This is a genomic window from Paenibacillus sp. PastM-3, assembly GCF_029893965.1.
Lineage (GTDB): Bacteria > Bacillota > Bacilli > Paenibacillales > Paenibacillaceae > Paenibacillus_AQ.
This window is the reverse complement of sequence record NZ_JARXXP010000002.1, coordinates 540932-566428: the sequence shown is the minus strand read 5'-3', so window position 1 is coordinate 566428 and position 25497 is coordinate 540932. Positions and strand designations below refer to the sequence as shown.

29 protein-coding genes are annotated in these 25497 nt (G+C 50.4%); 14 read left to right on the top strand and 15 right to left on the bottom strand.

The window, feature by feature from the left end:
* The first annotated feature begins 4 nt into the window (after positions 1-4).
* From M2108_RS06275 to M2108_RS06245, 7 genes are read left to right on the top strand one after another with little or no spacing between them, the layout of a single operon-like run.
* A complete protein-coding gene (locus tag M2108_RS06275; RefSeq protein ID WP_277467876.1) occupies positions 5-796 on the top strand; it encodes an ABC transporter ATP-binding protein in 792 nt (263 codons plus the stop codon).
* 32 nt (positions 797-828) lie between these two features.
* Positions 829-1881, top strand: a complete 1053-nt coding sequence (locus M2108_RS06270) for an ABC transporter substrate-binding protein (RefSeq protein WP_277467877.1) — start codon at positions 829-831, stop codon at positions 1879-1881.
* A gap of 33 nt (positions 1882-1914) precedes the next feature.
* The gene (gene nthB, locus M2108_RS06265) at positions 1915-2625 is read left to right on the top strand and encodes a nitrile hydratase subunit beta (protein WP_277467878.1); all 711 of its coding nucleotides are present in this window, start codon (positions 1915-1917) and stop codon (positions 2623-2625) included.
* On the top strand, positions 2625-3257 hold the full coding sequence (gene nthA, locus M2108_RS06260; RefSeq protein WP_277467879.1) for a nitrile hydratase subunit alpha: 633 nt from the start codon (positions 2625-2627) through the stop codon (positions 3255-3257). The genes nthB and nthA overlap by 1 nt, the downstream gene beginning before the upstream one ends.
* Before the next feature lie 29 nt (positions 3258-3286).
* Positions 3287-4306: an ABC transporter substrate-binding protein gene (locus M2108_RS06255; RefSeq protein ID WP_277467880.1), complete on the top strand. Its 1020-nt coding sequence runs from the start codon at positions 3287-3289 to the stop codon at positions 4304-4306.
* Positions 4307-4317: 11 nt separating this feature from the next.
* On the top strand, positions 4318-4671 hold the full coding sequence (locus M2108_RS06250) for a nitrile hydratase accessory protein (protein ID WP_280776923.1): 354 nt from the start codon (positions 4318-4320) through the stop codon (positions 4669-4671).
* Between the two features lie 30 nt (positions 4672-4701).
* A complete protein-coding gene (locus M2108_RS06245; protein ID WP_277467882.1) occupies positions 4702-5721 on the top strand; it encodes a HoxN/HupN/NixA family nickel/cobalt transporter in 1020 nt (339 codons plus the stop codon).
* Positions 5722-5936: 215 nt separating this feature from the next.
* Here M2108_RS06245 and M2108_RS06240 read toward each other — a convergent pair whose 3' ends face one another.
* The 4 genes from M2108_RS06240 to M2108_RS06225 all read right to left on the bottom strand — a co-directional run bounded on the left by M2108_RS06240 (position 5937) and on the right by M2108_RS06225 (position 9055).
* Entirely contained in the window at positions 5937-7367 is a 1431-nt protein-coding gene (locus M2108_RS06240) for an MFS transporter (protein ID WP_277467883.1), read from the bottom strand.
* 115 nt (positions 7368-7482) lie between these two features.
* Entirely contained in the window at positions 7483-8121 is a 639-nt protein-coding gene (locus tag M2108_RS06235; RefSeq protein WP_277467884.1) for a cysteine hydrolase family protein, read from the bottom strand.
* Positions 8122-8305: 184 nt separating this feature from the next.
* Complete coding sequence (locus M2108_RS06230) at positions 8306-8632, bottom strand: P-II family nitrogen regulator (protein WP_277467885.1); 327 nt, start codon at positions 8630-8632, stop codon at positions 8306-8308.
* 207 nt (positions 8633-8839) lie between these two features.
* Complete coding sequence (locus M2108_RS06225; protein ID WP_280767953.1) at positions 8840-9055, bottom strand: glycosyltransferase; 216 nt, start codon at positions 9053-9055, stop codon at positions 8840-8842.
* On the opposite strand from M2108_RS06225, the gene M2108_RS31575 reads away from it, so the two are divergent.
* The 4 genes from M2108_RS31575 (at position 9029) to M2108_RS06210 (ending at position 12847) form a co-directional block, all read left to right on the top strand.
* Positions 9029-9190: an IS3 family transposase gene (locus M2108_RS31575; RefSeq protein ID WP_481856849.1), complete on the top strand. Its 162-nt coding sequence runs from the start codon at positions 9029-9031 to the stop codon at positions 9188-9190. The two genes, M2108_RS06225 and M2108_RS31575, sit on opposite strands and share 27 nt — an antisense overlap.
* 435 nt (positions 9191-9625) lie before the next feature.
* Positions 9626-10117 (top strand): PAS domain-containing protein, encoded by a 492-nt coding sequence (locus M2108_RS06220; RefSeq protein WP_277467887.1) that lies wholly within the window; start codon positions 9626-9628, stop codon positions 10115-10117.
* A 125-nt stretch (positions 10118-10242) separates the two neighbouring features.
* Positions 10243-11337 (top strand): 5-methyltetrahydropteroyltriglutamate--homocysteine S-methyltransferase, encoded by a 1095-nt coding sequence (locus M2108_RS06215; RefSeq protein WP_277467888.1) that lies wholly within the window; start codon positions 10243-10245, stop codon positions 11335-11337.
* A gap of 19 nt (positions 11338-11356) precedes the next feature.
* On the top strand, positions 11357-12847 hold the full coding sequence (locus tag M2108_RS06210) for an aldehyde dehydrogenase family protein (RefSeq protein WP_277467889.1): 1491 nt from the start codon (positions 11357-11359) through the stop codon (positions 12845-12847).
* Between the two features lie 82 nt (positions 12848-12929).
* Here M2108_RS06210 and M2108_RS06205 read toward each other — a convergent pair whose 3' ends face one another.
* From M2108_RS06205 to M2108_RS06190, 4 genes are all read right to left on the bottom strand, one after another.
* On the bottom strand, positions 12930-13415 hold the full coding sequence (locus M2108_RS06205) for an AarF/UbiB family protein (RefSeq protein WP_277468303.1): 486 nt from the start codon (positions 13413-13415) through the stop codon (positions 12930-12932).
* Positions 13309-13824, bottom strand: coding sequence for an AarF/UbiB family protein (locus tag M2108_RS06200; protein ID WP_277467890.1), 516 nt, complete (start codon positions 13822-13824; stop codon positions 13309-13311). The genes M2108_RS06205 and M2108_RS06200 overlap by 107 nt, the downstream gene beginning before the upstream one ends.
* A gap of 602 nt (positions 13825-14426) precedes the next feature.
* On the bottom strand, positions 14427-15713 hold the full coding sequence (locus tag M2108_RS06195; protein ID WP_277467891.1) for a DUF2254 domain-containing protein: 1287 nt from the start codon (positions 15711-15713) through the stop codon (positions 14427-14429).
* Between the two features lie 68 nt (positions 15714-15781).
* A complete protein-coding gene (locus tag M2108_RS06190; protein ID WP_277467892.1) occupies positions 15782-16312 on the bottom strand; it encodes a DUF421 domain-containing protein in 531 nt (176 codons plus the stop codon).
* A 192-nt stretch (positions 16313-16504) separates the two neighbouring features.
* Here M2108_RS06190 and M2108_RS06185 point away from each other — a divergent pair, with 192 nt between their 5' ends.
* Together M2108_RS06185 and M2108_RS06180 are read left to right on the top strand one after the other, a co-directional pair.
* Complete coding sequence (locus M2108_RS06185) at positions 16505-16795, top strand: aldo/keto reductase (RefSeq protein WP_277467893.1); 291 nt, start codon at positions 16505-16507, stop codon at positions 16793-16795.
* A 12-nt stretch (positions 16796-16807) separates the two neighbouring features.
* A complete protein-coding gene (locus M2108_RS06180) occupies positions 16808-17266 on the top strand; it encodes a DinB family protein (protein ID WP_277467894.1) in 459 nt (152 codons plus the stop codon).
* Positions 17267-17631: 365 nt separating this feature from the next.
* Here M2108_RS06180 and M2108_RS06175 read toward each other — a convergent pair whose 3' ends face one another.
* From M2108_RS06175 to M2108_RS06145, 7 genes are all read right to left on the bottom strand, one after another.
* Entirely contained in the window at positions 17632-17826 is a 195-nt protein-coding gene (locus M2108_RS06175) for a hypothetical protein (protein WP_277467895.1), read from the bottom strand.
* Positions 17827-17884: 58 nt separating this feature from the next.
* Positions 17885-19306, bottom strand: a complete 1422-nt coding sequence (locus tag M2108_RS06170) for an amidase (protein ID WP_277467896.1) — start codon at positions 19304-19306, stop codon at positions 17885-17887.
* A 45-nt stretch (positions 19307-19351) separates the two neighbouring features.
* Entirely contained in the window at positions 19352-20050 is a 699-nt protein-coding gene (gene urtE, locus M2108_RS06165) for an urea ABC transporter ATP-binding subunit UrtE (protein ID WP_277467897.1), read from the bottom strand.
* Positions 20043-20780, bottom strand: a complete 738-nt coding sequence (urtD, locus tag M2108_RS06160; protein WP_277468304.1) for an urea ABC transporter ATP-binding protein UrtD — start codon at positions 20778-20780, stop codon at positions 20043-20045. The genes urtE and urtD overlap by 8 nt, the downstream gene beginning before the upstream one ends.
* A complete protein-coding gene (urtC, locus tag M2108_RS06155) occupies positions 20764-21861 on the bottom strand; it encodes an urea ABC transporter permease subunit UrtC (RefSeq protein ID WP_277467898.1) in 1098 nt (365 codons plus the stop codon). Before urtC ends, urtD begins: the two co-directional genes overlap by 17 nt.
* Before the next feature lie 5 nt (positions 21862-21866).
* Entirely contained in the window at positions 21867-22724 is an 858-nt protein-coding gene (urtB, locus tag M2108_RS06150) for an urea ABC transporter permease subunit UrtB (RefSeq protein ID WP_277467899.1), read from the bottom strand.
* 66 nt (positions 22725-22790) lie between these two features.
* A complete protein-coding gene (locus M2108_RS06145) occupies positions 22791-24020 on the bottom strand; it encodes a transporter substrate-binding domain-containing protein (protein ID WP_277467900.1) in 1230 nt (409 codons plus the stop codon).
* Between the two features lie 273 nt (positions 24021-24293).
* On the opposite strand from M2108_RS06145, the gene M2108_RS06140 reads away from it, so the two are divergent.
* Positions 24294-25232 (top strand): LysR family transcriptional regulator, encoded by a 939-nt coding sequence (locus M2108_RS06140; RefSeq protein ID WP_277467901.1) that lies wholly within the window; start codon positions 24294-24296, stop codon positions 25230-25232.
* Positions 25233-25497: the final 265 nt, after the last annotated feature.

Genomic DNA, 25497 nt, shown 5'->3' with positions numbered 1-25497 from the left:
GTCTATGTCAACTGCACCAATGAGCAAGCCGCAATCCTACAAGCTGGTTGCCGAGCATGTGGGTATTCAATACAGAGTGAAGCGCACCGGTGAGAATTTACAAGCCGTACGCGATGTGTCATTCCAGATCAAGCCGGAGGAATTCGTCTGTATCGTCGGACCCAGCGGATGCGGCAAGTCAACCTTTCTGAACGCGGTGGCCGGGCTGATGCCGCATAACAGGGGGCAGCTGGTGCTGGACGGAACGAAGATTTCCGGGCCGGGCAAGGACCGTGCCGTTGTGTTCCAGTCTCCGGCGCTGCTGCCGTGGCGGACTGTGGTCGGCAATGTGAAGTACGGGCTGGAGCTGCGCGGGACGGACAAACAGACCATGATGGACAAATCGATGGAGATGATCAAGCTGGTCGGTCTTAGCGGACATGAGCACAAATATCCGAACGAGCTGTCCGGAGGCATGCAGCAGCGGGTCAACCTGGCCCGGGCGCTGGCCTCGGACCCGGAGCTGCTGCTGCTGGACGAACCCTTCTCCGCGCTGGACGCGCAGACCCGGGAAGTGATGCAGAACGAACTGCTGCGAATCTGGCAGGAGACGAGAAAGACGGCGATGTTCATCACCCACCAGATTGATGAAGCGGTATTCCTGGCGGATCGCGTGATCGTTTTGTCCAAGGGGCCGGGAAGCGTGGTCAGCGCCGATATCGAGATCAACCTGCCGCGGCCGCGAAATGAAGCCTCCAAAGCCGACCCGGAATTCTTATCGAAAGTGGCGCAAATCCGCCAGCTTATCCTGCACTAGCCAAATAACAGTAATGAAAGGTTGGGTATTTCATGAAACAGAGAAATAAAGGGGTCATCATACTGCTGCTTCTTTTTATTATTGCGATTACAGGCTGTGGAGCGAACAATACGCCTTCCGATGCTGCGGCGAATTCCTCTGCAGCAGGGGCGGCGAACGCTGCCGCTTCTACTGCGGAGGCGGAAGCCGCTGGTCAGAACGCGCCTCAGAAGCTTACCGAAATCACTGTGGCCATGACCGCATCCGGGATCGCTTACGGTCCGATGTATCTGGCCCAAGAAGAGGATATTTGGGCGAAATACGGCTTGAAGGTCAATCTGGTGTCGCTTGACGTTTCGGCCATTACAGCCGGTCTGATTACTGGCCAGGTGCCGATCGCCTTCTCGGGAGCCAATGTGGTCGATGCGGCGATCAAGTCGCAAAATGTAAAAATCGGAGGCACAATCGGTTCCATTCCTTATATGCTGTACGCCAAAGGGATTGATTCGATCGACCAGCTGAAAGGGAAGATCGTTGGAGCTTCCGCTCCGGGCGGGAATAATGAGTACGCCATGCTCACGATGCTGAGATCGGCCGGCCTGACGCCCGGCAAGGATGTGGAAGTGCTGTACGTAGGCGCCTCGATTCTGCCTACAATCAGCGAAGGCAAGGTGACTGCCGGCCTGCTCGTTCCCCCCATGTCCTTCCAGGCGGAAGAAATGGGACTGACTAAACTGGCTACATTAAGTGAGCTCGATGGAATCCAGGGGGATTATATGATTGGCGGTGTAAACGTGCCGTTTGCCGAGAAGAACCCCGGGGTGGTTGAGAATTTCTTCAAGGCTTATGCCGAAGCGAGCAAGCTGACACAGACGGAAAAGGAAAAGACTATGGCGGCCCTGTCCACTTGGACGAAAGTGACAGATCAGGATTCGCTTGACCGGGCTTATGAGTATTTCAAGGAATATTGGCCGACCGACTTCCATGTTCCCGAGGAAGAAGTGCAGTTCCTGCTGGATGAATTGGGAAATTCCACTAACCCGGATGCCAAAAATGTGAAACCTGCAGACATTATGGTAGATCAATATGCGGATGCTGTGCAATAATCGGCAATTTCAAGATATAAAGGAGCGTGTCAGATGAACGGAGTCTATGATGTTGGCGGAACGGATGGCTTGGGGCCTGTGATACGGGATGAGAACGAGCCGGTCTTTCATGAACCGTGGCAAGGACATTTGTTCGCGATGCAGACGCTGATCCGGGGCAAACACAAGGTGTGGGTTCTGGATGAAACGCGGCATGCCATCGAACGCGTGAACCCTGTGTATTATATGGGCTCAAGCTATTATCAGATCTGGCTGCTGCGGACCGAATCGCTGCTGATCGAAAAAGGCGTACTTACCGAAGAGGAGCTGCGCGCCAGGATGGAACAGCTCGCGGAGGGTTCGATTCCGGAGCCGCATTTGAAAGATTACCGCCGTGTGCAGCCGCTGCTGCCCTCTGTGCAGAGAAGAACGGCGCTCACTCCCAGGTCGGGAGCGGCTACGCGGGAGGAATTTACCGAGCCGAAGTTTTCCCCGGGGATGGTTGTAAGGGCGAAGCAGATGTCGCCGCTCGGTCATACGCGCATTCCGCGTTACATCCGGGGGAAAACGGGGGTTGTCGATGCCATTCACGGCCTCTATACCTTGCCGGATGCGAAGGTCCATGAAGGAGTTGATCTATACCAGCCGGTTTACCGGGTATGTTTTGAAGCGCAGCATTTATGGGGAGAAGACGCCTCCCCGAATGACAAGTTGTACATTGAACTGTGGGAAGATTATTTGGACCTTGAGGAGGCTGAAATATAATGACTGCCGCACATACCCATGATCACAGCCATGACCACGATCATGGACATCACCATGACCATGACCACCCGCATACGGTCTCCGATTCATTTGAAGAGCTGCGGACGATGGCGATCGAATCGCTCCTGATTGAGAAAGGACTGATCTCCATGCAGGAGATCGATGAGCTGATCCGGTATTATTCCACCGATGTGGGACCGATGCACGGCGCGAAGCTGGTAGCCAAGGCTTGGACCGATCCTGAATTCAAGCAGCGGCTGCTGGAGAACGGAAAAAAAGCGGCCGCCGAGCTTAATCTGGAGAGCGAGCTGATTGTGCTGGAGAACAAGCCGGGCATTCACAATGTGGTTGTCTGCACCCTCTGTTCCTGTTATCCGTGGGCCCTTCTCGGTCTGCCTCCGACTTGGTACAAAAGCACGGCTTACCGCTCCAGAGTTGTGATTGATCCGCGTAGCGTGCTGCAGGAATTCGGGCTGGAGCTCGGGGAAGACACCGAGATCCGTGTATGGGACAGCAATGCGGAAGTGCGGTATCTCGTGATGCCGGAGCGTCCGCCCGGAACGGAGCATCTGAGCGAAGAGGAATTGGCCGCGCTGATCAGCCGCGATTCCATGATTGGAGTGGCCAGATAAAACACAGATATACAGGGGGCGGGGAGATTATGAAAAGGAAATTTAGCGGCCGGCGTTGGTTGATCCTTATGTTCGTTTCGGGTATCGCGCTAACAGGCTGCGGAGCCAATAATAATTCGGCAGGCTCCGGTGCGGCTCCGGCCTCAGCCTCTGCCGTGCCGGCGGAGTCGCAGGAACTTACGGAAGTTACCGTAGCGATTGCGGCTTCCGGCATTGCATACGGTCCGATGTATCTGGCCCAGGAAGAGAACATGTGGGCCGATTACGGCTTGAAGGTGAAGCTGGTCTCCCTTGATGTGGCGGCGACGACGGCGGGAGTCATTACCGGCGATGTGCCGATTGCATTCGGCGGCGGGAATGTTGTCGATGCGGCAGTCAAGAGCGACAAAGTCAAGCTGGTAGGTACCATCGGCAGTATTCCTTTTATGCTGTATGCGAAAAATATTGATAAACTCGAAGATTTGAAAGGCAAGGTTGTTGGCGTATCTGCTCCAGGCTCCAACCCGGAATACGCAGTGCTGACTTTAACCGAGTCGCTGGGACTCGAACCCCGCAAAGACGTGCCGATCCTGTATATTGGCAATACGGGGCTGGCTGCGGTTAGCGAAGGCAAGGTAGAGGCCACGCTGCTTGTGCCGCCGATGTCTTTCCAGGCTGATGAAATGGGCCTGCATAATCTGGCTACGATGAGCGATCTGGAAGGGATCAAAGGACTTTATATGGTCGGTGCCGTTCATCGGCCTTATGCGGAGGAGCACCCTGAAGTGATCGAGAATTTCTATAAAGCCTATGCGGCTGCAAGCGAGCGTGCCAAAACGGATAAGGAAGCGACACTGTCCGCCTTGTCCACCTGGACAAAGGTGACCGATCAGGATGCGCTGGATCGTGCTTACGAGTATTTCAAATCGTATTGGCCGACAGATCTGCATGTTCCGGAAAGCGAAATCCAGTTCCTGCTTGATGAATTGGCCAGCACGACCAATCCGGCTGCCAAAAATGTGAAGCCCGCAGACATCCTGGATAACAGTTACGTCGATGCGGCGCAATAGAGGAGGATACCATGATGAGCGAGCAATCCAAAGCGTTAATCAGCTCGATTCAGGAATCCATGCAGCTACCCCGTGATAACGGGGAGCTTGTATTCCGGACTCCCTGGGAAGGCAGAGCTTTTGCCATAGCAGTGCTGATGACCGAGAAGGGGGTCTATCCCTGGAAGGAATTCAACGGGAAATTTGTCGAGGAGATTGGCGGGGCCGACCGGAATAATCCTGAAAGAGACGGAGTATCCGATTATTATCAGCTATGGATTCAGGCGCTGGAAAAGATGCTGCTCGGCAACCGTGTGTTGACAGAGGAGCAGCTTCAGACCAGAACCGACGAATTCGCAACAGGGGAAAGGCATCATATCTGCTGATGCCGCCTCGCGCGTAAGGGGGAGGACGCTTTGCTTGAAAAGGTTTGGAGAGCAAGAAGGAATTGGGCCGGATATTTCATTGTGATCATCATCCTGCATATCGCGGGAATTACCGGCCTGCTGGCGGGAATTCGGGCCGACCCTGCCTTCTGGGGGCTTGGCCTGCTTGCCTACACGCTGGGACTCAGGCATGCTTTTGATCTTGACCATATCGCCGCTATCGACAATACGGTCAGGAAGCTGGTTCAGCAGCGGAGGAATCCGCTCGGTGTAGGCTTTTATTTTGCGCTGGGCCATTCGTCGGTCGTGTTTCTCTTGGTGCTCGCGGTCATATTCTCCTTTCAATGGGTACAGGAGGAAATGCCCCAGCTGCAAAGAATAAGCGGGGTGGTCGGTTCTGCGGTGCTGAGCGCATTTCTGATCTTGATCGGCATCGTCAACCTGCTGATTTTGCTCCATATGGTCCGGGTTTACCGCAAGGCGCGCAAAGGCTGTTACCAGGCCGGCCAGCTTGATGAACTATCGCATTCGCATGGAATGATTACCCGGTTCATCAAACCGCTGTTCCGGTTCATAAATCACAGCTGGCAGGTGTATCCTATAGGTTTTTTGTTCGGTCTCGGCTTTGATACGGCTACAGAAATTGGACTGCTGGCCATTTCCGCAGGGGCTGTACACAACGAAATTCCGCTGTGGGGGATACTCTCGCTTCCTTTTTTGTTCGCGGCCGGAATGAGCCTGATGGATACGGCCGATGGTATGTTTATGACAACCGCTTACCGTTGGGCCTTCTCCGATCCGATCCGCAAGCTGTATTACAATATGACCGTTACAGCCATATCTGTAATGGCCGCCCTGTCTGTTGGGCTGGTGGAGCTGGTCAAAATCGTATCGAAACCGCTCCCTTTGCAGTCTCCGGTTTCACAGTGGATTCAGAATATAGACTTCGGCAATTCTGGATACGTGCTTGTGGCGCTGTTTATAGGAGCCTGGATCATCTCGCTGTCGGCCTGGAAAGCAATGAAGAGCAAGAAGCGGGCTGAGGCTTAGTTCTCCCGCAGCTGCTAAATGGGTGCTCCGCAACCGTAACAAGTTGCGCGGCGCCCTTTTTTGTTATCCGGGGAATGAGTTAAAACGTCTGTGATTTTTGGAAGAACGCTGTCTCTCCCGCTTCTATCAGCGAGAGGAGTGGCGTTCTTATTGGGGTTTAGCCGCAAAGTTGTCCCGAAAGCTGCAAAGTCAGCAGTAATGGCGGAAGAGAAGAATCAGATGTTTCCTCTGCGGTGAAGAGGATTTTTGGGCTTGCTCTGTCTTACGGAGAGGAGCAGCAGACTGTAAGTTACGGCGACCAGGGAAGAGGTCAGCAGAAATACTTTGCCAAAGCCCGGCGATACATAGCCGTTAATGATCCGCGCAGCCGACAGGACGCTGCCTGAAGGAGCCATTAAGGCCCCGCCGGCAATTGTGCCAAGGATCATTCCTAGATTGCGGCTCAGGGCGATCATGCTGCCGATGAATCCCAGGGAGGAGGAAGGCGCGCTGCCCATAGTCATACTGTTGTTGGGGGAAGAGATCATGCCCATAGATGCGCCGAGCGCGACGGTAAATATGACTATATAGGATAGGCTGGTGCCTTCCGTTATGAAACTGAGCAGCAGGAGGGAAGCGATCATGCCTCCCATGCCGATGGATATGATCGGATAGGAGCCTATTCGATCGGATAACCGGCCGCTTATCGGTGAAGCGATAATCAGGGCGGCCGGATAAGCCATCATTAGCAGTCCGGCCAAGGCCGGCTCTACGTTCAGGATGCTCCGCAGATAGACAGGCAGAACCAGCTGTGCGGAGAAGACGGCCATGTACGAAACGACAGCGATGACTATGCCGAGCAGAACCCCCTTGTAACGGAATATGGCAAGCTGGATAAAGGGGGGCCGGCTACTGTTTGCCCATCTGGGCGACAGGCTCCACCACCCAAAGCAAGCGCCCGAGGCGAGGGAAAACAGGAGCAGAAAGATGATGGGAGCTGAGCTCCAGCCCCAGGTGCTTCCCAGGTTTAAGCCGATGATCAATCCGCTGAGCGCCGTGCCGAACAGCAAAGCGCCCGTCCAGTCAACAAAAGAACGGTTGGCGGGCGTCTCCTTTGGGATCAGGTTCTGGGCCGCGAGCCAAATAAGGAAAGAGAAAAGCGCCAACAGCCAGAAATTCATATGCCAGGAGAACCACTGGACGACCACGCCGCCCAGGCTGGGTCCGATCATCGCTCCGACAGCAACAAAAGTGCTTATGCGGCCCAGGGCCTGTCCTCTGCGCTCCGGGGAGGACAGGGAGACTATGAGCGCCATGTTTGTGGACTGAAACATGGCCGCGCCGGCGCCCTGCACGATTCTGAATACAATCAGACAGGCCAGGTTTGGAGATAGGGCGCATAATAAACTGCCTGCGGAAAAGAGGAGATAACCGAGGTTATGGATGTTTCTTTTGCCCTTCATATCCCCGAGCCGGCCCATTAAAGGCAGGCAAACGGATATCGTCAATAAATATACGGTGATCATCCACTGCACCGACTGAACCGTCTGTCCGAAGTCATTGGTGATGTCGATCAGCGCCACGTTGAACATCCCTGCCGATAAGTTGGACAGGAGGGCTCCTGCGCAGATAATGTAGGGAGTAACCGGGTTTGTATTATTTTTCAAGAGGTATTCCTCCGGCTTCTTCTAAGCTGATTCATGCGGGTCTTTGGCGGTATCCCGCGGTTATACGAAACAGAAAAAGCTCCCCGGCAGGAGAGCCTGTACACTGCTGCTTGTCCTAACTGACCTTGTGGGCGCCCGCTTCCGCTATAGCTTCCCATATGTTGACGATCTGATTGCTATCAAATACCGTTCCGAAGTGGTTATCAATGTTCTCCAGCGTCATGTCATGCGCTTTCTTGGAAAAAGCGGCGCAGGCATCTTTGACAAAGGCGACGTTGTAATCCAGCATATAGCCGTCCCTGGCGGTCGATTCTACGCACACGTTGGTTGCCACGCCTGTCATTACAATCGTTTCGGTATTCAGCGTACGCAGCACACTGTCCAGCCTGGTGTTGATAAAGGCGCTGTAACGATGTTTGTTGACAATAATTTCTCCAGGCGCCGGAGATACCTCGAAAAAGTCTGCGCCCCATGTTCCGGTCCGGCATGTTTCACCGCTGCGTCCGTTCGAGCGGAGCGTCCAGGAAGCTGAATCGGTAGCCGCTTCGTGGAAAGTCTGGATGAAAATGACCGGGACGCCGTGTGCTCTCGCTCCGTCCAGCAGAGCATGCAGGTTCGGCATCATTACAGGAACGGCGCTGACATCGCTGCCCCTGCGTGCGCAGGATCCTTCGGGATGACAGAAATCATTTTGTACATCTACAATAATTAAAGCCGTACGCTGGGGGTGCAGGTGTTCTTGGCCTAATTTCATTAACGCTCACCTCCGGTTGGATTGGGAATGCTTAAGGGAGTAAAAAGAATTTAAATTAATTATAAAATAGATAAAAGGCCAGTCAACGAAAATATGCCAAATTATTGAACGTATAGGAAATTACTATACCCTAAACGGCCGATAATCTGACATATAATTGTATTAAAGTATGAATTTATAGGAATTACAGTTGGTTTTTACCGTTGCTTATCGTATAGGCTTCCTGTACCGGCAGCACGAATATTTTGCCGTCTCCGAACGAGCCGTGATCTCCGGTTCTCGCAGTTCTCATAATAATACTGAGTACGTCCTCTTTCTCGTCGTCATTGATTACAATCATCAGCAGCTTCTTGGAGATCTGATTATAATGGTTGTTTCCTACCTGAATCCCTTTTTGTTTGCCGCGGCCGAGTAAATCCATCTTACTGATAGAGGGGAAGCCGGCGAGCATTAGTTCGGCCATGACCTCATCCGCTTTCTCGGGTCTTACTATAGCTTTAATCATTAACATAACGATGCACCCTTTCTACAGCGAAAAATAGTGTTTAGGGGTGTTGCCAATTTCATGGTGGCGGTATGAGCAATTAATTCGTCAATATGGTAACGCTTACAATATTAGTATAGGTTTACTTTGCGGTTAATCCTGCGAATAACCTCACAAAATCCTTGTTACACATTGTCGCATAGCTGCGGGGGCCCCTGGCGGCGAAGCTCCTGACTAATGCGGCAAAAAAGACCGGTACAACTGCTCCAGATGTACGGCTGTGCGATCCCACTCGAAGGATAGCAGTGCGTCGATCCGGCCTTGCGTCCCCAGCCTCGCCGCCAGCTGCGGATTGCGGCCGATCCGCAGCAGATACCTGGCAAAGGGTGAAGCTTCGCGGTACGAGTCCACCAGATACCCGTTATGGCGGAGCTCGTTTACTTGGAGCACTTCAACACACGCAAGCAAGCGAAAAAACGCATTTTTGAGTACATCACCTGCTTCTACAATGGAAAACGAATCCCTTCCACGATTGGGTACTTTACACCCAACGAATACGAATGTATGTACCGATCCGGTGCCTGAATCTCTCGATTCTTTGTGTCTACTCTATTGACAGAGGTACACGTAGGAGTCGGACTGTTCGTGATACATAGGTAACCCCTCCAGGGATGATTATTTTTTCTTGCGGTGCTCAATGATCTCGAAAACAAGCAGCGCGGCAGCGTTGATGAGAGCCAGGATCGCTTTTCTCATTGGGACAATCCTCCACGTGTTCTCAGCATCACATCAGCCCTCGTTCCTTCATGCTGACAAAGCAGTATTTTCGGGCGTGAATGCTTATTGTCTGAATCATTTACAAAAAAATTTTTAGTATATTACACTTGATTTAAATTGCATCGCACGATTAAATGTTTCTTCTATTTTTTGCTGCAACGGGTACCTTCTGTATAGGTACGGCGTAGCCGTTTCTGCTTATATACATCATAAGATTGCATCATGAGATGAGGAGAAACTTACATGCCGATTATAAACAAGCTTAAAGGAAGTTCGACCAAAGGAATTGCACCGCAAACAGACAATCAGCTTATGGATTCCTTAAGAAAGTATGTGGAGCTGGCTGAACGCAAGGAAGAAGGGCAACACCCTGCCAATGCTGATTCGAATAATGATGAACTAAATGCATTGTTAACCCGCCTGTCGTCAGTGGTACATAAGCGTGAGGAATACTATAAGGTTAGATTAAATATGATTACAGAGGCTATTGAGGTTGCCTTGTGGGAGATGGATGTTTTTGAGGGCGATCCGGTAAATCCGAACAATGAGTTCTGGTGGTCGGACCAATTCAGGAAGACGATTGGGTTTGAAGGCGAGCATGATTTTCCTAACCTGTTAAGCAGCTGGAGCAATCAATTACATCCTGAGGATTCTAAGCCCACACTAGATGCTTTTGCGAATCACCTGAATGATTATACAGGCCAGACTGATTATAATGTGAACCCTTGTCTCTAAGATTCCGAAATGAGGCCGTTAGCTATTGCTAAAAGCTATGACTAACCATGCCTTTTACATATAACATGCATTCCTTGCGATCATGCTATACTCAGTACACTAAAAAGTTGTAAGGAGATATAGCTATGATACCCTTTCGCAATGATCATGTAGGCAGCTTCCTGCGTCCGGCAAATTTAAGCCAGGCCCGTGAACAATATAAAGCAGGCAACATTACTTATGAGACATTAAGAGCGGTGGAAGATCAAGAGATTATTCGGGTGATTGAGAAGCAAAAGGAGAGCGGCGTACTCGCAGTGACGGATGGTGAATTCCGCAGAAGCTGGTGGCATTTTGACTTTCTGGGCGGCTTGGACGGGGTGGAGCTGTATGAGGAGATCGATGGACCCAAGTTCCATAACATGCAGACCCGCAAGGGTGGCATTCGTGTGGTGGGTAAGGTCGACTTCTCAAGTCATCCCTTTGTAGAGCATTTTGAATTCGTGAAGAAGCATGCAGGTGACGCAGTGGCGAAACAGACCATTCCAAGTCCCAACATGCTGATTTACCGGCTGGAGAAGGGAGCCAATAATTATAACGACCGGGAGCAATTCCTTCAAGATACGATTGCAGCGTATCAAAAAGCCATTCAAGCATTCTATGATTCGGGATGCCGGTACCTGCAACTGGATGATACCGCTTGGGCAGATCTGTTCTCAGAAGCGGGTCGCGATAAGCTGCGTGCAAAAGGTCTGGAACCGGCAGAAGAGCTCAAAATCATGCAACGAATGATTAACGAAATCTTGGCTCATAAACCGGCAGATTTAGTTGTGACTATGCATATTTGCCGGGGTAACTATAAATCAAACTATTTCTCAACCGGCGGTTACGATTACGCTTCTGAAGTCATATTTGGAGGCTTAAATGTAGATGGATTATTCTTGGAATTTGATGATGAGCGCTCAGGCAGCTTCGAGCCATTGAAATATGTGAACCGCAAGGATTTGAAAATCGTGCTCGGTTTACTCACATCGAAAACAGGCGAATTGGAAGATAAAGAGCAAATTAAAGCCCGAATTGCCGAAGCGGCAACCTATGTGCCACTTGAGCAGCTGTGCCTGAGCCCGCAATGCGGCTTCTCATCTACAGAGGAAGGCAATATTCTTACGGAAGAACAGCAATGGCGCAAGCTTCGTTATGTGAAGGAAATTGCAGAAGAAGTCTGGAAGGAATCCATCTAGATCACGGAGGGGATTAATAATGACAATTCAAGCAGACCAAGAGACCGTTATCGTAGAGGCCTTCATTAATGGTCACAATGTACCATCCCTTTCGCAGTCATCCAAAGAGAATCCGGCCAATCCGGCTGAAATCGTAGGTTATTTCCCTGTCACTACGAAGGAACAAGCGGTTGAAGCGATTGAAGCGGCGTCGGAAGCTTTTAAAAAATGGAAGCAGACTTCTATTGATGAACGTATTATTCGGATGCGTAAGGCGATTGAGAAGATTAGAGCAGCGGAGAATGGAATTGTCCATCTGCTGTCCAGAGAGCATGGCAAGCCCCTGTATGATGCCCATGGTGAAATTTATGTCTCGTTAATGTGGATGGAGTATGCTTGTAATGAAGCTAAATCGGCTCTGCAGGAAGAGATCCGCGAGCATGAGCATGGTAAAACCATTCTATCTCATGATCCAATGGGTGTGGTGGCAGCGATTAGTCCATGGAACTACCCCATTGCTCTGTCTACGATTAAGATCGCTCCTGCCCTGCTTGCGGGCAATACGATTGTGCTCAAGCCAAGTCCATTTGCTCCACTGGCGGCGGCGAAGGTGGCGGAGTTGATTGCAGGTGAGTTCCCGGCGGGTGTAATCAATGTCGTTCATGGGGATGCGGATGTGGGCGTTGAACTGACCAGTAATCCCCTTGTTGCCAAAATCGCCTTCACAGGGGGAACCGCAACAGCCAAGCACATTATTAAAGCGGCTTCGGAAACTATTAAGGATATGACGCTGGAGCTTGGCGGCAACGATGCGGCTATCTTCCTGGAGAGCTTTGATGTTCATGATGAGCGGGCCATGCGCCGGATTGTCATTTCCAACTTCCTGACTGCAGGCCAAATCTGTATGATCGCCAAGCGCGTATATGTACACCGTTCTATTTATGATGCTTTTGTTGAAAAATATATCGAGGCGGCGAACCGCTGGATTCGCATTGGTGATCCCTTTGATTCCAATACGACAGTAGGTCCAGTTAATAACCTGAAGCAGAAAAATTATGTGCAGGGTCTGATTGAGGATGCGCATGCGCGCGGGGCTAAGGTCATTCCGCTCGGCCAAATTCTGGATCAGAAGCGGTTTGACCAAGGGTACTACCTGCAGCCTACGCTTGTTCTAGACTGCGGTTATCATGATCCGATTGTAGTGGAGGAGCAGTTTGGCCCAGCAGTTCCAATTCTGCCATTTGACGATGTGGAGCAGGTTATTCATCTGCACAATGAGAGCATATATGGATTGACGAGCTCGGTGTGGGGTCAAGAAGAGGATGCCATCTCCGTCGCACGTCAGCTCGAAGCTGGAACGACCATGATCAATACAGCTGCTGTGCAGGGGCTTGATGTCCGGTTCCCCTTCGGCGGCTTCAAGCAATCCGGTATTGGCCGTGAATACGGCGCGGAGGGCATCCGCACGTATACAGAACAGCATGTGATTAACGTTCCGGGGACGCTGGATCTTCCTTATATCCCAGAGTAAAAAGATGGAAAAACCGTCAGGGATTCTTCCCATGACGGTTTTTTATCTATCGATTTCCTCGATGTATAGTACGTATTAAGCATTATCTGCGCGCTCCATACCTCGTCTTCTCCAATCTGCTGTGCTCACGCATAGCGTTTATTTGTCTGGCATATCTTTTGTCCCGGCGGCGTTCTCCCGTCCGGAGTTGGCTCAGCATAAGGAGCAGTCCCAAGGTGCCGAGTCCATAAGAAACGGCAGGTTGCACTTCATTCCACAAAATCGCAGCAGCCAGAAGGAATACTGCGCCCATGAGGGCTGCGATCATCCGCACCTGTGAAGTGGTATATGGCCAATAAATGTCTGGAATCACGACATCCTTCCGGTGGGCTAACAGCTGCTGGAATTGTTCGGCATTACGCCCTTCTTGCTGATAGTCGAGTTCTTCTATAATGGTGTCATGAAACTCATCAAATACCGCATCAAGGTCCATGAAGTCTGTAATCCTCTTCTGGCGTTTCAATAACGAAATAGCGACTTGGATGGATTTCCAATCGATGGCGATAATATCCTCGACTCCAGGCCGCATCACCTTTACTGCCACTTGTTCGCCTGTGCGGTAAAATCGCCCGATGTACCTGTCCGAAGGAAGCCGCTGCAATGGGAGCCGGGTAGAACTCAGAATACAACACGCTGATGGGTGCCCGAAGCTCACGCTCTACCTTGTCCCGAATCTCCATGAAATCTACGAATGCTACGGAATCCTGCAACTTGGATAATTCGGAAATAACCTCCTTGGGCAACACACCCACTTGCGCACTCACATGCTGTCCAAGCCTGATAATTAGTCCGCCCATATCCATGGCGGTTGTCGTGAAATATGCCGCCTGTTTGCGGTATAAGGCCTTTTGCTTCGCTTCAAAGCGCCGCCCTGACATGAAGTACTTCAGCTTGCCCAGCCACCAGAAATCCCAGACGAACTTGAAAATCATCCGCATGGAGTCGCATATTCTGAATAAGTCATCGTAATGTAATCCGCTGCAGGCGCTGTTAATTTCACCTCTGAACTAGCAGTAGGAGTAGTATTTGCTGTGCTTGTTGTTTCCGAGTCAGCGTCCTTAGACGAGCATGAAATCAGTAATATTGCTATCAACAATAAACACATTAAAGACTTTGAGTTCTTTTTCAAATCAAGGTAGGTCTCACTCTGGTCGATACGGTGGTGTAAACAGGGTTCTGCGAGTTTTATTTGAGCTGCGGATTGAATAACGCGGTAGATCCATCAGCGGCAAATCCGTCTGATAGAGGTCCAACTCGCGCGGAAAGTCGGAAGCAACGCTTCCGCTGATGTTGTATCAGCTTCCCCGCAAGACCAGGCCCCGCTCTGGCGGACAGAGTGGAAGGGAGGCCTCAAGGGCATCGGTCTGACCGATCCCCGGACGGCGACGGTGAACCCGGAGGGTCATTTCGACGCGTTAATCTAGGCAAGAGAGCGAAGGTGTGGAAGCGTCCGGTGAGGAACCGGCCTCTTCGCACCTTTTTTTGTGAAGAGGCTTTTAGGGGAAAATAAAAATGAAAATTTGCCACTTTAGGAGCCGCCTCATCCTTCGGATTCAGATGTATGCTGACTTGCGGCCGCCATCAGTTGGCGTTTCTTTTCAACAACGCGTTCAAAATCCAAGGCTTGCAGAACGCTGTGGTCAAACGCCTTCTCCACATACTGGCTGAACGCCAGCGCCTTTTGCTTTACATTATCCGCGTTTTCTTCAGCGACCAATATAATCGCATCGTAGACAGCCAATAAAATAGAGATGTCCTTTCGCCCGTAATGGCATATCTGGTAAAACGTTGAATACAAAAGCTGCTCTACACTATGATGACGCCCGATCAACCTCACCCGGCCCTTTTTATTTCGGAAGATGAGATGGCTGCCGTCCTCTTTGCAAATCTTTGCCAAAATCGTACCTAAGCGAAGAATACAAGCTACAGCAGTATTCGGATCATTTATCCCGGGAGAAATAGCGCGCAGCGTGATCTCCACGATTTTCTGCAGACCAAATTCAACATCCTGCAAAGTTGTGCGCTCTTTCCCCACCTGGATGAAAGAATCGGTGTCCAAATTTACTTCATCATTATTGCGATAAATCGTTAACAGAGGCTTCGAAGGTGTAACGAAAGCGCCGATCGGTTGATTCACTTCAATGACTAAATCGTGCTGCTCCGCTGCGGCTTCCATTTTTGAATAATCGATATATTGGATATAGCCGATGCTTTGGCTTCTGACATGTGTCATTATCAGGCTGTTCACCTTCAGATCAGGCTTTTCAAAGGTAATATCGGCAGAAACAGATCTTTCGTTTTCGTTCATGGCTTGAATCGTATCTTCCGCGAGCTCTTCAATCAAATTGGACACTTGAATGGAGGTCGCCACATGATGAATAAAATAGGCGAAGAACGAAAGGCATATAAAAGCAACTACGACACCGACTGTCGCCGAAATTACATTTTGCGAATAATCCTCCCTCATGAACAGTAAAGAGAAGATGGAGTAAACAAATCCCCCCATGAAAATCCCAAGCACTCGCATCGTTGTGCGGTTCGTTACGAAATTGGGCAACGTCCGGGGGGAAAATTGCGAGGAGTAGGTCGTTAATACCACCATTATCGTGGAGAACGTTATAGTGATCATGGTCAGCAGCGAGCCGGCGATGACGCCTAAAATCGTTTGCCCTAGTCCGACTTTTATTAATAGGAAAGAAGGCACAAGCTCCTTTGTATACTCGGCAAAGTACGTATCGGCCAAAATGACTCCAATCGCCAGCAAAAAAGATAGCAGGCAGTAGACAGAGGGAGTAAGCCAAATGTTTTCTCTAATCCGTAAGGTCAAAAATTTTATAATGACGCAATCCTCCTTACCAGGATTCGTTCAGGGTGTCTTGAAGGTACACTTTGGACTTAAGGTTGGTCTCGGCGTATTGTTTCTATATCCACATCCTTCATTAAGTCCGAAGGGTCATTGTCGGAGGAACGGATAACCGATAAGTTCCCATTGCTTTCCAGAATGACCTGGCTGACACTCTTCATATCCTGAATACCTTGGCTTCTGGCGGATTGATAAATTTCATTCTCGCTGATCCTCGTTTGTTTCATGGCTGTTTCAATAAAAACGCCTTTGTAGTAGAGGAGTTGAGGATCCGCTACCAGAAGCTGTTGAAATCTATTATTGCGGGCGGCCAGCCAGGCCAATGAAAACTGCATTCCAATCAGTATGGCAAATGCGGTCAGGCCTTCAGCCAAGGTGATCTGTTTATCAAGGATAACGGTAGAGAGAGTGGAGCCAAGGGCTACAGAAACTGTAAAATCAAAAGCGTTCATCTTAGAGAGCGTTCTTTTCCCAGACAGTCGCACCATTACGATGAGGGAGATATAGCTTATAATGCCGATAATCAGAATTCGAAAGATATCGCTCCAAGTATCAAAAAACATGAGGATCTCCTTTCATGGGCACTAGTTTAGATATCATTACCCCAATTTTCAAAGGTGAACTATTACACAACAAGATAATAAACCAATGCTGAATCAATCCAAACTGTGCATGTCCGAGGTAAGCAACAGCATAATCTGAAGATTCGCTTTTATCATTCATAAACACTTGATTTTGTCTGTATTCAATGCTTTGTGAGTGAGCAAACACCATATTCCATCATTAATCGAAGAATGGAATTTGAACTTGCTGAAGTAGCACAACGCTATGACCTTTCTCTATTCGTGTATAGTTCCTTAACCGGCGGCTTGCTTACCGGGAAATGTAAGGCTGGTCAGGCTGCGCAAAGCGACTCGCGTGCTGCCGTATTAAAGGGGCATGCCGATACATTGAATCCAGAGCTGGCTGAAAATGAATATAAGTTTAAAATGATTGAGAAGTTACAACTGTTGGCTAATGAAGCGGGGATTTCACTGGGAATTTAGGAGGTTTATATCATGAGAGAGACTTTTGTATTCGAAACATTGGGCAAACATCGAAATCGTCTGCTCAAGCTTGTCGAGGAATGTTCCAATAATAAGCGCAGTCTAGTTCCTGAACATTTTAACAACAACCTGCATTGGCAGATCGGACATGTTCTTATTATGACGGAACAATTGATTTTCGGTCTGACCAATCAACAGTTGGCTCTTCCCGTGCACTACAACAAATTTTTTGGAAGCGGTACGCGACCGGCAGACTGGAAAGAAGCCGCCCCTGACTGGGATTTATTAGTGATTCAATTGAAAGAGCAACCAGACCGAATTCAGGAACGATTTCAGAACAAACATGAAATGCCTGTAAAGGAGAATTTTCTTAAAGCTGAATGTACCGAAGAAGTGATCATCTCGAGTGTTCTGCATGAAGTTAATCATATCGGCAATATTTCCGCCATGCTTAAATTGCTCCACGTCTGAGGTGTTGTATTGAATGTCACCTCAACTCGGGGGATCGTGGACCTTGAAAAAGTTGTCTGATTTACTGTTGACAATCCCTATGCCCTTGAAAAGGTGACGTCTTCCTGTAGAAACACGACGGCGGTATTCCAAGGCAGAAATGCGATGATCGAAGCTTCACATCCAGCGTAAGCAAGCGGCCCGGCGGATGCCGCCGTCCATTGTAAGCTGTTGCCGGGTTTCGACAACTCCCACGCGGAGAATGCCCGCCACATGAAGCAATCGCGTGCGCTCTTTCAATAGGGTATACAGTGTATTGAAACCGGCGAGCGTTTGCAGCATAAAAGCCGGAACGCCCGCCATTTACGATCTGTGTTTTTGCCTGCTTACTCGCTTTGACGTTCAGACGTCAGTCGATCCGGAATCATAAGAAGTTGCATATTAAAATCGTTCAACGCTTCCTTCTCCGCAGCCGAACGCATCCGGGCGAATGCCGATGCGAAAGTTTCCAAGTATTCATAATCCTCTTCCGGCAGTTGAATGCCTTGTGCGTTCAACTGGGCTTTAACCGAGTGTGCCATTAGAATTGCCTCCCTCGAAATGGTTGGTAGCATTGAAAAGTCAGTTGGCGGTTAGCGCTTATTCGGCAAGAACGTAGGTATGCAAGTTGGGCTTTTGGAAGCGCAGCAAATTGGTTCGTTCGAACGCATACCCCGCGTTCAGCAGTTTGCCTTCGCTGAACGGGCTGCCAATGAATTGCAGGCCGACCGGAAGCCCTTTGCTGAATCCGCATGGCACCGTTAAACTCGGCAGGCCTGCCAAATTGCTGGGGCATGTCAAACGAATCAATTCATCTTCTACGTGGGCGCCATTAATGTGGGAAACCTCCTCTTCGACCAACGGAGCCACGATCGGAAGCGTCGGCGAGACCAGGATATCCACGGATTTGAAAACTTCAGAGAAGCCTTCGGTTATTTTTCTGCGCAGCTGCTGGCCCATCAGGTAGTCGCTTGCGCTCAAGAGCTCGCCCATCGCTAAGTTCCTTCGGACCGTATAGCCGAAATCCATCGGACGCGACTTCAAATGATTATGGTGGATAGCGCTCGATTCGCCCATAGCGGTCGTGTATTCGGCATACATGGCTTGATGGATGTAAGGGACGGACACCTTCTTGATGACGGCGCCCAGCTTCTCCAAGACTGAGATTGCGTTCAGCACGGCCGATTCGACGCCGGGATCGACGTCTTTAAAGTAATAGTCTTCGTCGATGCCGATGACCATGCCTTTCAGCGATTCCGAAAGATAATCGGTATAGACGGGCACGGGAACATTCAATGTTGTCGGATCGTTCGGATCGTATCCGGCGATGGCTTGAAGGATGAACGCGGCGTCGGTCACCGACTTGGTCATGGGACCGACGTGATCCAGCGACCACGAAAGCGGGAAGCAGCCGTATTTGCTGACCCGTCCGTGCGTCGGTTTTAACCCGACGATACCGCAGGCTGAGGACGGAATCCGGATGGAGCCAGCCGTGTCCGTACCGATCGACGCGACGGAAATGTCGGCGGCTACGGCCGCGCCCGATCCGCCGCTCGAACCGCCGGGAATCCGGCTTGGATCCCAGGGATTGCGGCCTTGGCCATAATGGGCGTTGTTCGTCCGGCCTCCCCACGCATATTCCGTCATATTCAGCGTACCGGTCATCACGACGCCGGCTTCTTTCAGCTTGGCGACGACGGCAGCGTCATAGTCCGAGATGAAATTCCCATGGATTTTCGAACCCATTGTCGCCACTGCGCCTTTCAGATGGAAAATATCTTTCAAAGCCATGGGAATCCCGTGCAAAGCTCCTTTATAGTTGCCGGCCGCAATCTCCGCTTCCGCTCGGCTTGCGGCGGCCATGGCTCCGTCAGCGTCGATTCGAATATAGGCATTAATAACAGGGTTATATTTTTCCGCGAGTTCGAGCACGGAGGCCGTGACTTCGACGGGCGAGATTTGTTTGTCGGCAATCAGAGGGGCTAATTCTTCAATAAGGTTCGCGGCAAGATTCTGATGCATTGCAATGACTCCCTTTCGGTCGTGTAGTTTACGCGCTTTGCAGAATTAAATCGTTAAATATTTTCTTATTTTGCTTGTAGATGCATTCTCCACGCTGCCCGAGTCCACGATTGAGCCTTTCTCCATGACGAAATAGCGATCGCAGATGTTGAAAGCGAACTCCAGATTTTGCTCGACGATGAAAAGCGCGATTTCCTTTTCTTTGTTAACCCGGTTCAATATCGTTGCGATTTCGGCTACAACATTGGGTTGAATGCCTTCGGAAGGCTCGTCTAGAAACAATATTTTCGGTTTCGACATCAGCGCCCGGCCGATGGCGAGCTGCTGCTGCTGCCCCCCGGACAATACCCCGCCTTTCCGGTTCATATGCTCTTTAAGGGCAGGGAAATACGTCAGGATATCTTCGATGAGCCGTTCCGTTTCTTTCGGATGGTGGGCGATCGCTCCCAGCTCTAGATTTTCCCGCACCGTCAGCATAGGGATGATTTCTCGTCCCTGCGGCACATAAGCCAGCCCGGTTAAGGAGCGTTGATAGGGTTTGGTTCCGGTCAGGACCTTTCCTTCGAAGGTAATACTGCCTTTCGAAGCCGATAACAGCCCGATCAAGCTTCTGAGCAGCGTCGTCTTGCCGACGCCGTTTCTTCCCAGCAGGCAAATTTTATCCGCCTTCCCGATCTCAAGGCTGACGCCCGTAACCGTGGCCGTCTTCCCGTAAGAAACCGAAATGTCTTCGACGCTAAGCATGAGAGCCCTCCTTTAGATAAACTTCTTGGACTCTTTGGTTCTGCTCGATTTCCTGAAGGGTGCCTTGGGCAAGAAACTTGCCTTGATGCAAAACGGTCACAACACGGGCGATTTGACGAACGAAGGCCATATCATGTTCGATGACGAGAACGGAGCGTCCTTTAAACAAGGTTTGGATCAGTTCGCCGGTTTTGAACGTTTCGTCCGCCGTCATGCCGGTTGTCGGCTCGTCAAGGACGATGAGTTCTGGGTCCTGGGCCAAAATCATTCCCATCTCCAGCCACTGCTTCTCTCCGTGGGATAAATTGACGGCGACATGATTGGCCTTGCGCTCAAGGCTTACTCTTGCGAGTACCTCGTAAATTCGGTCGACCAACGCTTTCTTCTTCTTGAACGCTAGCGCTTTGAATAGGGTGTGGTTACCTTGGAGGGCAACCTCCAAATTTTCGAAAACCGTCATGTTGTCGAAAAGGTTGGGACCTTGAAATTTACGGCCAACGCCGAGCCTGGCGATACCATGGGGATCCATGCCCGTAATGTCAGTCCCCCGGAAAACGACTTTCCCGGAAGTCGGTTTGGTTTTTCCGGTGATGAGGTCCATCAAGGTCGTTTTCCCGGCCCCGTTCGGCCCCAAAATGACCCTGACCTCGCCCTGGTCAAGAGAAAAGTTTAAATCGGATATCGCCTTGAAGCCGCTGAATTCAACGGAAAGATCAAACGTCTCTAACATTTTCAATGAGACTCGCCTCCTTTGCGTCACGCGTGTTGCTTGCTTCAGCCCTTGCCTTCCGGTTCGGGAAGGAGCCCCATTTGGCGCCAAGACGGTTTTTCAAAGTTCCGTAGATTCCGTCCGGGAAGAAGAGAACTACCAGAACGATAATAGCGCCGAGCAATAATTGCCACAGTTCCGGATAGCGTTCGGACAGCAGGTTGGACAGCCAGTTGATGATGAGGGCGCCGGCGGCGGCTCCCATCAGCGTGCCTCGTCCGCCGATCGCAAGCCAAACAATGACCAGCGTCGACATCTGCAACCCGATTTCCGACGGCGAGAAAAATCCGTTAATTGGCACATACAGCATGCCGGCCAAACCGGATAAAAACCCGGAGATGACGAAAATGAGAATTTTGAAGTTGGATACGTTATAACTAAAGAAAGAAATGCGGGCTTCGTTCTCTCTCACAGCCTTCAACACTTTACCGAAGTGCGAGTTCGTCAGCCATTGCGCAAAAAGGTAGACTGCAACCGTAACGATCAGCACCATGTAATAATAGGAAACCAGGCTCATCGGCTCTCCGAAAACAGGGAAACGAGGCAGCCCCATGAGTCCATTGAATCCGCCTGTGTACATCTGCAGGTTGATGACCAGCATTTCGAACAGTTTGCCGAGCGCTAGGGTGATTAAGGCAAAGTACACGCCGCTTACTTTACTTTTGAATATGAACGAACCGATGATGCCGGCCAACAGGGAAGGAAGCAGCAAACCGAGCAGCAAGGCGACCGGAATGCTTTCGAGCGGCTGCAGAAACGCCGGAATTTCATTGATGTCAAATCGGGTCATAAAGCCGGGGACGCCGTTTTGGATGCTGTAAGAGAGAGCCAGCACATACCCGCCGATCCCGAAAAACACGGCATGACCGAGGCTAAGCAAGCCCGCGTAACCCCAAACCAAATCCATGGCGATGGCGAAAATAATCAGGACAATGAATTTCCCCATCATCTCCAGACGGAAATCGGAGGCAAGCAGGGGGAACGCGGACAGGAACAGAAGCAAAAGAATGCCGACCGCATTGTTTCCCGCCAGTTTCTTCACAACGGTTACCTCCTCTCGATTTTGAACAAGCCCTCCGGCCTGAACCGAATCACGATGATGATCAACAGAAAGACGACGATTTTGGCGCCCGTTTCGCTTCCGAAGATCGTAAGCAGCTGATTGGCTTCGCCCAATACGAAGGAACCGACGGCAACTCCCGCCAACGACCCGACGCCGCCCAACACGACCGTCATGAAGGAATCGATCATATAATCGACGCCCATCGTCGGGGCTACGTTTCTAAGAGGCGCAAGAACCGCGCCGGCAACGCCTGTCAATCCTGCCCCGAAAGCGAAGGTCAGTGTATCGATTCGGGCGGTGTTGATGCCTAGACAGTCGCTCATATTGCGGTTTTGAGAGACGGTGCGCACAAGCATGCCGAATTTGGTTTTGAAGAAAACCAGAACGGTAATCAGCACGAGCGTCGCCGAAAACAGGATGATGAACAGGCGCAAATAAGGAATGTATACTTCACCGACGCTTAAGCTTCCCGAGAACGGGCTGGCGACGGACTTTCCGGTCGGGCCGAAGATCATGCGAACGGCCTGCTGCAGAATGATCGATATCCCGAAGGTAGCCAGCAACGTTTCGAGAGGGCGGCCGTACAGCCTGCGGATCACGAACATCTCCATGACGGCTCCGACCAGTCCCGTAACGACGAAAGCCGCGACAAGTGAAACAACAAACGGGAGGTTGGCGAGCGTACTCGTAACGTAAGCGGTATAGGCGCCGAGCATGATCAGTTCGCCGTGAGCCATGTTGATGACTTTCATGATGCCGAACGTAATACCTAAGCCCAGTGCGATCAGCAGGAAGATGCCAGAGACGCTTATCCCATCCGCGATTAACTGTGAATAATTCATGTCCGTTCCCCTTTTTTATCGGACGAAGGATGGAGGCAGCCATCTCTCGTCCTTACGAATGACGTATTACTTTTTCCACGGTTCTTCATGGTCCGGAAAGAGAAGCTTGGACCACGGTTGCGGCGCGATCGGTTCTGGGGATTCTTTGACGATATCGAATTGTCCGTCTTTATTGGCGATGCCGATTCGGAAATTGAGCATCGTATGGTTATTCTCCATGTCTACGGTAACCTTCCCCTGCGGGGCCATGAATTCGATCCCTTTGAAGGCGTCGATGAGCTGCTTCGAGTCGTTCATGTCCTCTGCGGCTTCAAGCGCCTTGGCGAGAATATGCATGGAGTAGTACGCCGATTCCATGTAGGCATCCGTCGAGCCCGGTCCGAATTTGGCGGTGTATTTTTCGACAAACGCTTGATTCTCCGGCGTGTTAACGGACTGGAAATAGGGCAGTGCTGAAATGTGACCTTCGCCGACGCTGCCGCCCATAGCGGCCAGATCCATTTCGTTCGTGACGATGCTGGCGATCGGCATCGTTTCCGGGCTTAAGCCGTAATTCGCATACTGTTTGTAGAAGGCGGACGCGCTCTCGACGACAAGCGTCGAAAATATAACGTCGGGTTTCGCCTCTTTGATTTGGTTAATGACGGATGCGAATTCCGAGTGCCCCATGGGGAGATATTCTTCACCGACGACTTCGCCGCCATGGAGTTCAAGCAGTTTTTTAACCTGTTTGTTGGTCTGGACGGGGAAGACATAGTCGGAGCCGATCAAGTAAAACTTCTTTCCTTTGTTTTCGAGCAGCCAAGGGATGAACAACTCCAGGCCTTGGTTGGGAACGGGGCCCATATACATAACGTTTTCGGAATATTCCTCGCCCTCGAATTGCATGGGATAAACGAGCACCCCGTCGTTCTGTTCTACAACCGGTAAAATGGCTTGACGACTTGCGGACGTATAACCGCCGATGATGGCTGTCACATTGTCTTGCATGAGAAGCTTTTTGGCTTTCGTGGCGGCCATGGAAGGATCGGAGGCGTAATCTTCGTAAACGGGGACGATTTGCTGTCCCTTCACGCCGCCAGCGGCGTTAATTTCCTCGATGGCCATCATCGTGGCATTTTTAAGGCCTTTTTCCCCCATGGCTGTGACTCCGCTGTCGGAGAACAGGACACCGATTTTGATGGAAGCGGATGATTCTCCGGCACCGCTGCCCGAATCGGACGACTGCCCGCATCCGGCAAGGATAAGGGTAGCGGACAAACAAATGATGGCGATTTTCCCAAGTACAGTTTTCACTCCACAGTCCTCCAAAAGTTTTTTTCTTGTATTTGCGAGATGGCTGTTTGTCTTTCGGGTAACCGTCACCCCCATTTAGAAATCAAGATTTGTCAGAAATTCTAACATGAATGATTGTGTCGCTAGCTTGCGACTTACTATAGCACAGGTTTTTTCGGTGTAAGATATACTAATTTTTTATATCTTTTTATTATCGTGGTGTAATCATGTAAGATATAGTTACGTTACAAATGAGAAGTTAGATTTTCATGTATAGGATGTGGGGGTAGTCGTATGGATATGGAGGGGTTAAAATCTTTCGTTGCCGTAGCGCGGGAAAAGAGCATATCGAGGGCATCCCAAGCTTTGCATACCAGCCAACCTGCGCTCAGTACGCGTATCCGCCGCATGGAGGAAGTATTAGGTTTCCCGTTATTGGAACGTAATTGGAGAGGGGTGAAGTTGACGCCTGAAGGCTATTATTTCTTGCCGTATGCCATAAGACTCCTACAGGATTTGCAAGATGCCGCTTCCGTCCTGAATAACCCTTGGGGAGACGAGGTAAAGCCCCAATTCGAAGAGGTCACCGGACAAGGGGATCGGCTGTTAATCGGGATGGACGCTTGGCTGGCATCCGAATATACCGCCCCGATTATCCAGGTACTGAACGAACGTTTCCCGGATGTCAAAGTACGCTTCGTCACTAGATCTACGACGACCGTTCTTGATTTGATTGAGTACCGGAGCATCCATTTTGGCATCCATTATCATCAGCATATCCGTCCCGGCGTTCAAACGAGAGTGCTGGAGGATGATCCGTTGAACTTGCTGTTCCCAGTGGAGTACGGATCGAGAATAGAGGCCAATCTAAGCAATTTAAGCAGCATCGGGTTGCCTTTTCTTCTGTTCGACAACCCCATTTTGTTATCTCACCGCCATATCACGACTTCGCTATTCTGCGCCTTGAATTTAAAAAGCTTCCAGGTAGTGGATGATTTTAACGTAGCCGCGACGCTAATCGCCGAGGGGCTTGCCTATACCATGCTGCCGACATCGACGTATTCGCCGGTTTTCCGTCAGCGACAAGGCGAAATCGGACTCATGTCCTTGAGAAACATAGTGGCGCCAATGCCGATTCAAGCGACTTATAAGGATTCAGAGCCTTTCGGGGATGTCATTCAGAGCATTTTGGAGCGTTTGTCGGAGCACCGTTTGCAAAGCTCGATCGAATAAATCATTCCTGGTTATCTTTTTGGAGCCCGGATCAAACCCTTATTATTCCTGCGATATTCCCTTTCTCAACGCTTCCTATGTAAGCAACTTATATTCTAAATCAACCGGGCAAACGATTCTGGAATATGTCACTTTGCTGCGCATCCGGCAAGAGCATATGATAACAAGCGAAGGAGTTCATTCTCCAATTGGATAAGCAAACAGAGTAGCATAGTTCGTTTCTATAATTTAAATATACTCTAGCGAAAGGCGATAAGGAATATGT

Coding starts and splice junctions, on each gene's coding strand:
- M2108_RS06275 (WP_277467876.1), top strand. CDS start 5: ATGTCAACTGCACCAATGAGCAAGCCGCAATCCTACAAGCTGGTTGCC.
- M2108_RS06270 (WP_277467877.1), top strand. CDS start 829: ATGAAACAGAGAAATAAAGGGGTCATCATACTGCTGCTTCTTTTTATT.
- nthB (WP_277467878.1), top strand. CDS start 1,915: ATGAACGGAGTCTATGATGTTGGCGGAACGGATGGCTTGGGGCCTGTG.
- nthA (WP_277467879.1), top strand. CDS start 2,625: ATGACTGCCGCACATACCCATGATCACAGCCATGACCACGATCATGGA.
- M2108_RS06255 (WP_277467880.1), top strand. CDS start 3,287: ATGAAAAGGAAATTTAGCGGCCGGCGTTGGTTGATCCTTATGTTCGTT.
- M2108_RS06250 (WP_280776923.1), top strand. CDS start 4,318: ATGATGAGCGAGCAATCCAAAGCGTTAATCAGCTCGATTCAGGAATCC.
- M2108_RS06235 (WP_277467884.1), bottom strand. CDS start 8,121: ATGAAATTAGGCCAAGAACACCTGCACCCCCAGCGTACGGCTTTAATT.
- M2108_RS06230 (WP_277467885.1), bottom strand. CDS start 8,632: ATGTTAATGATTAAAGCTATAGTAAGACCCGAGAAAGCGGATGAGGTC.
- M2108_RS31575 (WP_481856849.1), top strand. CDS start 9,029: ATGGCGGAGCTCGTTTACTTGGAGCACTTCAACACACGCAAGCAAGCG.
- M2108_RS06220 (WP_277467887.1), top strand. CDS start 9,626: ATGCCGATTATAAACAAGCTTAAAGGAAGTTCGACCAAAGGAATTGCA.
- M2108_RS06215 (WP_277467888.1), top strand. CDS start 10,243: ATGATACCCTTTCGCAATGATCATGTAGGCAGCTTCCTGCGTCCGGCA.
- M2108_RS06210 (WP_277467889.1), top strand. CDS start 11,357: ATGACAATTCAAGCAGACCAAGAGACCGTTATCGTAGAGGCCTTCATT.
- M2108_RS06205 (WP_277468303.1), bottom strand. CDS start 13,415: ATGCGGCCTGGAGTCGAGGATATTATCGCCATCGATTGGAAATCCATC.
- M2108_RS06200 (WP_277467890.1), bottom strand. CDS start 13,824: ATGCGGATGATTTTCAAGTTCGTCTGGGATTTCTGGTGGCTGGGCAAG.
- M2108_RS06190 (WP_277467892.1), bottom strand. CDS start 16,312: ATGTTTTTTGATACTTGGAGCGATATCTTTCGAATTCTGATTATCGGC.
- M2108_RS06180 (WP_277467894.1), top strand. CDS start 16,808: ATGAGAGAGACTTTTGTATTCGAAACATTGGGCAAACATCGAAATCGT.
- M2108_RS06175 (WP_277467895.1), bottom strand. CDS start 17,826: ATGGCACACTCGGTTAAAGCCCAGTTGAACGCACAAGGCATTCAACTG.
- M2108_RS06170 (WP_277467896.1), bottom strand. CDS start 19,306: ATGCATCAGAATCTTGCCGCGAACCTTATTGAAGAATTAGCCCCTCTG.
- urtE (WP_277467897.1), bottom strand. CDS start 20,050: ATGCTTAGCGTCGAAGACATTTCGGTTTCTTACGGGAAGACGGCCACG.
- urtD (WP_277468304.1), bottom strand. CDS start 20,780: ATGTTAGAGACGTTTGATCTTTCCGTTGAATTCAGCGGCTTCAAGGCG.
- urtB (WP_277467899.1), bottom strand. CDS start 22,724: ATGAATTATTCACAGTTAATCGCGGATGGGATAAGCGTCTCTGGCATC.
- M2108_RS06140 (WP_277467901.1), top strand. CDS start 24,294: ATGGATATGGAGGGGTTAAAATCTTTCGTTGCCGTAGCGCGGGAAAAG.